The organism is Elusimicrobiota bacterium, from assembly GCA_026388075.1.
Lineage (GTDB): Bacteria > Elusimicrobiota > Endomicrobiia > Endomicrobiales > JAPLKN01 > JAPLKN01.
Map to the genome: position 1 here is coordinate 22785 of JAPLKN010000149.1, position 11005 is coordinate 33789.

The window sequence follows — 11005 nt, forward strand, 5'->3', positions numbered from 1 at the left end:
TTTCCAGAATAAAACCCAAAATAAAACAGGCATTTGAAAAAGAAGGGTTTACGGTCAAAGAAAAGTTTGATTTTATTCCCGAGGCGATGCCGAAAAAACAGCGTATTCTTTATTCGTTGTCAAGCAAATTGATGCTTATAGGCGTCGCAGTGATTCCCAGCGCGGCCATCATCTTTGGAGGCCTGGGAATATTAAAAGCGTTTACAGCCTTAGGCTGGATATTGCCGGCAACGCTGGGGCCTCTCGGACTTATCTTAGGCGCTCTCGCCATTATAATGATTATCTCTGCGGGGATTTTGAAACGGTTCTATATGGACCGCATAGAATACGATAAAAAGATCGGCAAAGATCTTATTCTGTTTGACCGTGGCGAAAGAACGCATGAACAAATGTTAAAGGCCGGCATAGATTTCGTCTGGCTGGTTGCAAAACGGATGTCAACATTCATGCTGGCGGGAGCTATCGGTTCAATAATTATAGGCTTATCGCTTGGTATCGCCAGTATGCTCTACACCTCCCCTATCCTCGCCCTTATCGCCCTTGCCTTATTCGGAATCATGATAAAGAAAAGCGGACAATCACTTAAAGCAGTAAAAATTGTTCCTCAGGAAAAACAACAAAGAATAGCTTTTGAAGTGATTGCCGGCATTCTTATTTCGGCGATAAGTATTTATGGATATGCGACTGCTTTATTGTTGGGGCTGCCATGGGGTATTCTTATCGGAGGGATACTGGCGCTTTTTTCAACTTTCGCCTTATTTGTGATACCCAAAAAGAAATTGAATGACGTGACTATCAGTAAAACTTTTTTGATAAGAAACATGAGCTTTGGCGCTGCCTCAGGATACGCGTTTTATTTCATTCTAAATGCTCTTTTGTTTCCGGGTTTCATGCTAGTGTCATATGTTGCTATCTTGAGCGTCATAGGTTTGGCAATAGGAGCAACTGCAATCGTTTCGCTTTATATGGTTACGATACGCCGGCCGATAGACGAACTTACCGGCAAAACGATGTTGAAAACCAAGCTTATTATCGGGAAGGATGTTTCCGGGGCGATACTTTCGAAATTATCGTTTGTGCCTGTTTTTATTATAGGTTTATTGGTAGCTATTTTTCTGGTAGAAATCGGCGTAATCTTCGGCATGATATCGCAACCTTTGTTGATAGGGCTGATAATCGCCATTCCCGTTGTGATAGCGGCAGCCGGCGTTCTTTCTCATGATTTTGCGTTGCAGCTCTTAGGCCTTTTTGCGCTTATGCCTGGGGTCGGTCAAGCATTTATTCCCGTTTTTGATTTTTCAAGACGTGCCGGCAATCCGGCTGATGGATCGGTGCCGGGGCAAAATAACCCGTACAACACTTCTCCTTTGGGTCAGTTGACACCGGCAGATATGACCCAGGACGATCGGACCGCTCTGGCAGAAATCTGGAATTCATGGAAAAACGATGCGGATGTAATCTATGCTATCAATACTATTGAGAAATTAACCGGAACAGCCGATGAATTCACTGCGGGGGCAACACTGACGCAAAACCAAGAGAATATTCTGTTTCAAATTGTTACCGCGCTCAATCCGGAAGGCAATACTCAAGGGTTAACCATATATATTGGGAATCCGACAGAAATAGAGAATTTAAGAAAAGATGTGGTTGGAGTTTGTAACCTCCGTTGGGGGCTGAATCAGTGTGAGCAGGTATTCGGCGGCTGCATCTCAGTTTTTAACGCACAATTTGAAATTCTAAAAGGCCATCCTTTGGATACAACATCAGCGCTGGATTCAACTCAGATTACATTTTTTAATCAACTGCTCCATACCTCCCTTTACCCCAACAGTGATGGACATTCCATAGATTATTATAATCCGCAGACTATTACCCCAAACCTTACTAACCCTCGTAATCCGTATCTCTATTGTAAAGAAGTGGTAAACATTTCGAGTCTCCTTATTGACTATGCTAACCAATATATAACTATTGGACAATACTCAATACCTTATTTCGATGCTGTAAATTACGCGACCGGAGCCTATTGGGCTTACGATTATAACGCTCTCTATGTTTCGGATCTGCATATGATGTATAAGTATTTTTATGTTGACAATAATATTGGATTTAATAAATCAGCATTTGAAACTTTGATGTATACCGCTGCTCAGGATTTTATAAATAGCGGCCAGGCACAGGTAGACCATGATATAACGGACGCATATCATAATAATCCGTTAATCAAGGCATTTATTGATGCTCTCATCCCCAATATGAACTTAGGACATAATGCAGTTATAGATATGTTGTACCGAAAATATAACTTGAGCTTGGACGACATTACTCGGCTAGCAACGCTTTACGATTATATTAAAAACAATTCAGATATATATTCGTTTGTTTCGCGATTTAGTGAACTTAACGGAAATAATTTTGCTGATTCTTCAACCACCATTACGCTTGCCGGATTTAACCTTTTGATAATCATCTCCAATGATGAAAATCAGGGTACGGCCGGGCGACGGCCGATCAGTGAAGTCATAAACGATCTGCGTTCAATTGAACTGCTGGAACAAGCGCTTGGCGCCAATATGCAGTACTATAATGTTTTGTTCGGTACAAATTATTCATCCGGCGGGACAGTTATTCTTGGCGAACGACAAAGTCTTTACGCATTTATCAACTCTTCTTGGGCTTCAGCGCGGACATATATAAACGCAAGTGATGTAAATCTAGCGAACGATGTGAAAAAAATAACCGCCGCAGGAATGTTATGGCTGTCTATAAATCAAGATGAATCCACCTATAATGCTATAAAGGAATTGTTTCATTTCACCGAGACCTGGGTTTCTGGCAGCAGTCCAAGCACGGGTCAGCTTTCCGTGTTGCTTAATATTATCTCATCAGCTGAGTTTTCGTATCCCAAAATAACCGATGAGCAAACAGCTGAAGAAATTGTAAATAACCTGGTTGAACTTGAAGGGCTTCTGTCAACTATTAATAGCCTGAGTTATGAGGTGAAAGTATTCTTTGGCCTGATACCGCGTAACGTAAGCGGTCTTAATGCCCTAAATACGGCCTGCGGAACAAACTGGGACGGCAGCTTAGCGACACTCACGCTGGATCAGATATCGCAGTTTTATGAAACGTTTTTTATTCAAAACGCCTGGGCGTCGCACGATGCCGTTCTTCAGAATGGCGCCGAAATGTACGGTGCGCGTACCTTGGCGTGGGTTCATAACGTAGAAAATATCACGGTACTAGCTGCTATATCTACTTTCGTTATCTTGGCCGTCATATCTTTTCATAAACATCGCGTTAAAATCCATAAAGCAATAAAGAAACTGGTTAATTTCGTCTCTAATAAAATAGAAAAAGCAAAAAACGGTATTAAGAAGTATAAGTTGCTCATTATTAATTACATACAAAACTTAAAGAATAGAACAAATATCAAGTTTCAGTTAAACAATGTTGAAAAATTGGGAGAAATACTGAGCGCCTATCCTATAGATGACATTGACAATGCAGCTACTGCAATCAAAAATAGTTTTGAAGGCGTTTATCAAAAGTTAAAACGGTATTTAAAAGATAGTTTTCAACAGGATAAAGTGACAACAGAAATAATCGCAGAAGTGCTGTTTCTGTCAAAAGACAGGGAACAGGCGCTGGCAAAAGCCTTGCTGGACATATATACCTACCCGAGCGGCATGGATAAAGAAGTGCTAATTAACAGTTTCTCTGGTTTATACGCGCAACTAGATGCGCAAGAGAAAAAACAGTGGGAACAAATTGCGGTATTTTTTCTAGAAAATATCGCCGATACAATATTACGGAGACAAATAGCAAGCAAATTTGTGCAAGTAATGCTGATTAAAACTGGTCCCGGCAATGTAAAAGAATTTGATGTTCAACAAGCATATACATTTTTAGAAAAAATTCTTGAAATACAAGGCGGAACTGTTTCAAGTCACGAAATATTTAAGAATGTACTAAATGAAACCTTTGCCGTTGCTGATACGGAACAGCTTAAAATAAACCTGGCTGAAAATATCAAAACTATGTTTCAAGACGCTAAAAACCAGCCTGCTAAGAAAAAGTCATCCAAATTAGACAAGAAAACCATGCTCAATACTCTTCAGGAATTGTATTCGGCCGATGACACATCCGAAATCAACCGTAGTCTGATTATCCTGATAACAAAAACTTTGCTGCAAATTTTCGGCGAAAACGATAAGGAATTTATTAAAAATGCAAGTGATTTTCTTGCCGGAAACATTCCTGAAAGCAATTTTCTAGCCGTTGATCCTCGCTCTATTGAACGGCTTCTAAAGACTGCCAATGAATTGGCCGAGGATAATGAAACTCTTGCATTCGCGATTATCTTATATAGGGCAATGAAAAATCCTAAAGAAAATCAAGAGCTTATTGATACATTTTATTCTGGCATTTACCCCGACAAAAAGCTCCCCTTTATACAGGCATTTGTCATAAATATAATAAACCAAGCTCAATCTAAAGACCAAAATAAAAGAAGAGATAATCTGAATCAACTGTTCTCTCTGCTTGATAAAGAACCGCCGGAAGATTTTTATTTTAATATTTTATACCAATTATACGAAAAAATTGATAGTCCGCAGCTAAAAAATACTGTTTTAACGAAAATAAAAACAAATATTCCTGATTTAGCTCAGCAGAAATCCCAAGATATAAGCAGCCTATTGAAATACTATATACTTTTTAAAGGCGGCATGGGTTTTATTACTACAAAAAATTTGGAAGAAATCTATGGCTTGCTCTCTGAGATTTTTGGAATCCCTCCCGTATCAGATGAACACACAAAATTTATCATTAAACTTATCTCTTATACGTGTGATGTAGCAGAAACCTCTGATGAAAAATATTTGGTTTCCAAACAAATCGGGGCATACTTCGTCAATTTACTAAGTGATGGGAAAAACGAGGAATTTATAATTGATTTATTCAGAAATGATGAGGTCTTCAAACAGATAATTTTAAGTATTATTTCTTTTATAGTTAAAAATGATCCGGAATCAACAGCGCTGGTCCTCAACAAATTTATAAATTCTTTTCTGTTTTTTGTATATCGCGATCAGCACGAGAAAGTAAAACCGGGCGTAAAATTAACGCAGTCCTTAGTTGCTTTATCTCAAAAATTGTCAGCCGGATGTGATATTGATCAGGAAATAATAATCTTTGAAAAAATTACCGACATACTCCTGAGTTACGCAAAAACCGAAAAGGAAAAAGAAGTATATTTAAATCTAGCTAAATACGCATTTCTGCTTGCAAAATATAGTAATCCGAATCTCCAAGAATACGCAAATATACCGAAATTACAATCTCAAATACAACAAAATGAGCAAATAGTTTTAACTCAGGAAAATATTGGGATCATTTTAACTGAAGTACTTCGCGAACTAAAACATAATGTTAATGAAAGAATAAACATTAATGAAATTATAGAAAATACCCATCAGGGGCTCGCGCTTATCCATCCTCTTGCCAAATGGGTTCAAGATAATCCTAAACGCTTGCCTGTAGCCGTTGCAGTAGAAGAGCTAATTTATGGTTTTGCTCTTCAGCTTTTGTTTGAGTTTCTAATTTTTTTGATTCCCGGTATATCTTTGGTATTAAATCCGATAGCAATCAAAGCAATCGCCCTTATAATTTGCAGCTATATTTTCGGCGTTTCGCACCAAACCTTATATTTCCGCGACAAGGATGGAAATATAATTGAAAGGGGAAAAGCAACGCCGTTTGACAGACTTGTCCGCTTCCCACTGCTTGGAATGGCTTTTAGGATACTAAACATTATCCCAGGCCTTCCCGTGGGATCATTCCTTGCCCTGGCGTTCCCAGCCCATCTCGGCTACGACCGTATCCCAGGCGTTCCCCTAGCAACAATAGGAGAAAACAAAGTTTCTCCTCAAGATTTCGCAAAAATTCTTGAAGATAGCAAACTTATGCAATTTGATAAAAATGCCGAAGATTTTGTTATTGACGAATCTAGAAATTCATTAAACTGCTGGAATTTAGGTTACATTAAAGTGGCTCTAGAATTGCCCAGCATTCTGAATTTCTTTGACACATATGACGATGCTAAAAAAACTTTACTTAATAAATTTATCGCGCAAGTTCTTGATTTATCCAAAAATTGTTCAAGTATTGATGAGATTTCAAAATATTTTGGTCTGGGTCCTAACAATTTTCACAATCTCTTGAATAAATATAAAATTCGAGTTCCAATAAATAACAAACTATCATTAGACGAAGTCAAACAAATAATTGAATCAAACATCAAAAAGGATGCCCAGGGAAATGTAGAAGGCATAAATATTTCTGCGATTAAAAAAGAGTTATTTGGCAAAGACTTTACTCTCTATAGAACCTTATTTAGAATTTACGGTGGAACACCTGTGTTTGGCACCACATTTACTGAATTGTTTAAGACATTTCTAAAAACCAAAGCCAAGAATGACGTTCTTGTTCTGACGCCGAAAATTGCGCTTGATCTAGGATTTTTAACTCCAGAAGGCAACGGTTCTACTCAGCCGGCTTTATTAACCTTACAATCTCTTGACAAAGAATTTATTGGTGTTACAATTCAAAAAAGGCCTTCTATAGAAGCAAAAAAAATAATTGAATCTAACATCAAAAAGAATTCCAAAGGCGGAATAGAAAGTATAAATTTATTTTCGATAAAAGCAGAACTATTAGGCAAAAAAAGAAATTCCTATAATACCTTATTCAAAGTTTATGGCAGAATACCGGTGCTCGGATCTACATTCTCTGAAATGTTTAAGGCGTATCTCAAAACCAAAGCCAAAAATGATGTTCTTATTGTAACGCCAGAAATTGCGTTTAATCTTGGATTTTTAACGTCAACTGGTACTGGCTTTACTAAAACAGCATTATTAGCTTTACAATCCCTAGGCGAAGAAGTTACCGGTATAAAGATTTTGAAACAATTGCAGATAACACCTCATTATGAAACGCTTATTACTCCTCTTGCCAAATGGGTTCAAGGCAATCCGAAAAGAATGCCTTACGCTATTGCGATTGAAGAATTGATCTATGGTTTTGCACTTCAGTTATTGTTCGAGTTTCTTCTTTCTTTGATTCCCGGTATATCTTTGGTATTAAATCCGATTGTAATCAAAGCAATAGCCCTTATAATCAGCAGTTATATTTTCGGTGTTTCGCACCAAACCTTATATTTCCGCGACAAGGCTGGAAACATAGTTGAAAGGGGAAAAGCGACACCGTTTGATAAATTTGTCCGATTCCCGTTTCTTGGAATGGCTTTCAGGATACTAAATATCGTCCCCGGCCTACCCGTCGGATCGTTCCTTGCTTTGGCTTTTCCTTCGCACCTCGGCTACGACCATATCCCCGGCGTTCCACTGGCGATAATAGGAGAAAACAAAGTTTCTACTCAGGATTTCGCAAAAATTCTTGAAGATAGCAAACTTATGCAATTTGATAAAAATGCCGAAGATTTTGTTATTGACGAATCTAGAAATTCATTAAACTGCTGGAATTTGGGTTACATTAAAGTAACTCTGGGGTTACCCAGCACCTTTAATTTTTTTGATGAGTACGACGATACTCAAAAAACCTTACTTGAAGAATTTACCACCCAAGTCTTTGATATATGCAAATATTGTTCAAGTATTGATGAAATTTCAAAATATTTTGGTCTGGATCCTGCTATTTTTCGCGACATCTTGAAAAAATATAAAATTCGACTCCCAATAAATAATAACCACAGTAAAGCAGAAGCTGGTCATATTAGTGATAAGGCAAAATTATTGCAAAAAAATGCAAAACAAATAATTGAATCGTACATCATAAAGAATGCCGAAGGGAATATAGAAAGTATAAATTTGTTTTTGATAAAAAAAGAGCTGTTGGGCAAAAACAATAACTCCTACAAATTTTTATTTAGTATCTATGGCAGAACTCCTGTGCTAGGATCCACATTCGCTGAAGTTTTTAAGGTTTACCTTAAGGCCAAAACTGAAAATGGTGTTCTTGTTATGACTCCCAAAACCGCACATAGTCTCGGTTTTAGAACATCTAAAGGTACTGCTTATACTCAATTAACATTATCGGTTTTACAAAATCTCGGCAAAGAATTTACCGGCGTTACGCTACAAAAAAGACTTCCGCAAATAAAATCAGATAAAATTATTGGGCCAAAGATTAAGACGGGTACAAAAAATAAGGAGAAGTTTATTGGCATTATAATTCAAGAAAAACTTCCGCATAAAAAACTGCGCGTAAAAGCTAAAAAGGATTTTATCGTTAATGAGCTCCTAGAGAAAATGCCTGAAGAAGAAGCAAAAAAGATTATCGAATCTAACATTAAAATTAATGACAAAGGTGAAATAGAAAATATAAACTTATTTGCGATAAGAAGAGACATTTCTGGCAAAAACTACGTCGTTTATAAGACCTTATTTAAAATTTATGGGAAAATTCCGGTGCAAGGATCTACATTTGCTGAAGTGTTTAAAGTTTATCTTAAAACTAAAGCTGAAAACAGCGTTCTTGTTGTAACCCCAAAAACCGCATTTGATCTCGGTTTTAGAACACCAACTGGTAATGGTCTTGATTATCCTGCATTATTAGTTTTACAATCTCTCGGTGAAGAAATTACCGGCGTTACAATACAAGCAAGACCTCCTAAAAAGAAAATAGATAAAACAAATACTAAAAATAAAAAGGAATTTGCCGGTAAAGAGCTTCTAGAGAAAATGCCAGAAGAAGAAGCAAAAAAGATTATCGAATCAAATATCAAAAATGTCAATGGCAAAGTTGAAAGTATAGACTTGTTTTTGATAAAAAAAGCCCTATTAGGTACAAATAAGCGCCTTTATAGAACCCTTTTTAGTATTTACGGCGAAACGCCTGTGTTTGGTACCACATTTGCTGAATTGTTTAAAACATATCTCAAAACCAAAGCCGAAGACGGTGCTCTTACCATAACACAGGAAAATGCATTTAGTCTCGGTTTTTTTACTTCAATTGGTACTGGTTCTACTCATCCCGCTCTGCAAGTCTTACAATCTCTCGGCAAAGAAATTACCGGCGTTACAATTCAAGAAAAACTAATTGAAGAAGAAGCAAAAAAGATTATCGAATCAAATATCAAAAATGTCAATGGCAAAGTTGAAAACATAAACTTGTTTTTGATGAAAAAAGAATTGTTTAAAAGAGGTACTGCTTCCTATGAAGCCCTATTTGGAATTTATGGCGAAACACCTGTTTTTGATACCACATTTCTAAAATTGTTTAAAGCATATCTTAAAACTAAAGCTGAAAATGGTGTTCTTGTCTTAACGCCGGAAATTGCGCTCAACCTCCGATTTAGCATAAATAACGATATTGCTTATGCTCTATCAACCTTACAATCTCTCGGCAAAGAATTTATTGGCGTTACAATTCAAGAAAAGCTTTCAGAAGAAAAAGCAAAGAAAATAATTGAATCAAACATTAAAACGTATGCTAATGGGAAAATAAAAGGCATAAATATTTTTGCGATTAAAATAGGATTATTTGGTATAAACCAAACTTCTTACTTAACTCTATTTAGAACTTATGGTAAAACGCCCGTGCTCGGTTCTACATTTGCTGAATTGTTTAAGGTATATCTTAAAACCAAAGCCAAAAATGGTGTGCTTGCTATGACGCACGAAATCGCGTTTGATCTTGGCTTGATAAGACCGGGGATAACTTCTGCCGATTCAGCAATATCAATCTTACAAATTCTCGGCCAAGAATTTACCGGCGTTACAATTCAAGAAAAACTGCCTGAAGAAAAAGCAAAAAAGATTATTGAGTCCAATATCAAAAGAAAGGCCGGAGGCGAAACAGAAAGAATAAATATTTTTGCTATAAAAAAAGCGTTATGTAGCAGAAATCGCACTTCTTACATAACTTTATTTAATATTTATGGTGGAACACCTGTTTTTGGCACCACCTTTGCTGAATTGTTTAAGGCATTTCTTAAAACCAAAGCTGAAAATGGGGATCTTGTTGTTACACGAGAAATCGCTCTTAATCTCGGGTTTAGAAAACCAAATGGTACTCCTTCTGCTCAAACAGCTTTATCAGCTTTACAAAATCTCAACAATGAATTTTTGGGAATTACGATCTTAGACAATTCTCAAAAAATATCGAATCCCGCTGCAGCTCTAATTACTCCTCTTGCCAAATGGGTTCAAGAAAATCCCAAACGTCTACCTGTTGCCGTGGCGATTGAAGAACTTATTTATGGTTTTGCTCTTCAGCTTTTATTCGAGTTTCTGCTTTCTTTAATTCCAGGTATATCTTTGGTATTAAATCCGATGGCAATCAAGGCAATAGCTCTTGTAATCAGTAGTTATGTTTTCGGCGTTTCACATCAAACCTTATATTTCCGCGACAAGGCTGGAAACATTATTGAAAGGGGAAAAGCGACACCGTTTGATAAATTTGTCCGATTCCCGTTTCTTGGAATGCTTTTTAGGATACTAAACATTATCCCATGCCTTCCTGTTGGATCCTTCCTTGCCCTGGCGTTTCCGTTGCATCTTGGCTATGATCATGTTCCAGATGTTCCGCTTGCGATGACAAATGTATCCATTAACAAAACGACTTTAAAAGACCTTGATAAAGAAGAATTCTTAAGAATTCTTGAGGAAAGCAAAGGATTTGTTTTTGATTCTGATAAAAAGGTTTATATTGAAAGCGACGAACAAAAGGCAAAGAATTGCTGGAATCTCGGATACATGAGAAACAAATATCTTGAAATCTATGAATACAATATATCTGATTATTTAAAAATTCTTGAAGCTTTCGATAAGAAATTACCAGAATCATCTCTTATTGAACAGCTAAAACAAATGATATTTGAAAGACTAAAAATAAATAATGATTCCACAAAATTAACGGCCGAAGATTTTGGAGTTTCTCATAACACTTTAGAAGTTATGATCCGTAAATTCCAAAAAAG

Annotated in this window: 1 protein-coding gene (running past one end of the window); it reads left to right on the top strand. The window is 36.9% G+C overall.

Annotated elements, in window-relative coordinates; translation table 11 throughout:
* Positions 1-11005: part of an SNF2-related protein coding region (locus tag NT145_08375; protein MCX5782691.1), annotated on the top strand (this coding region is incomplete at both ends). The annotated region extends 22784 nt beyond the left edge of the window; the window shows 11005 of its 33789 annotated nt.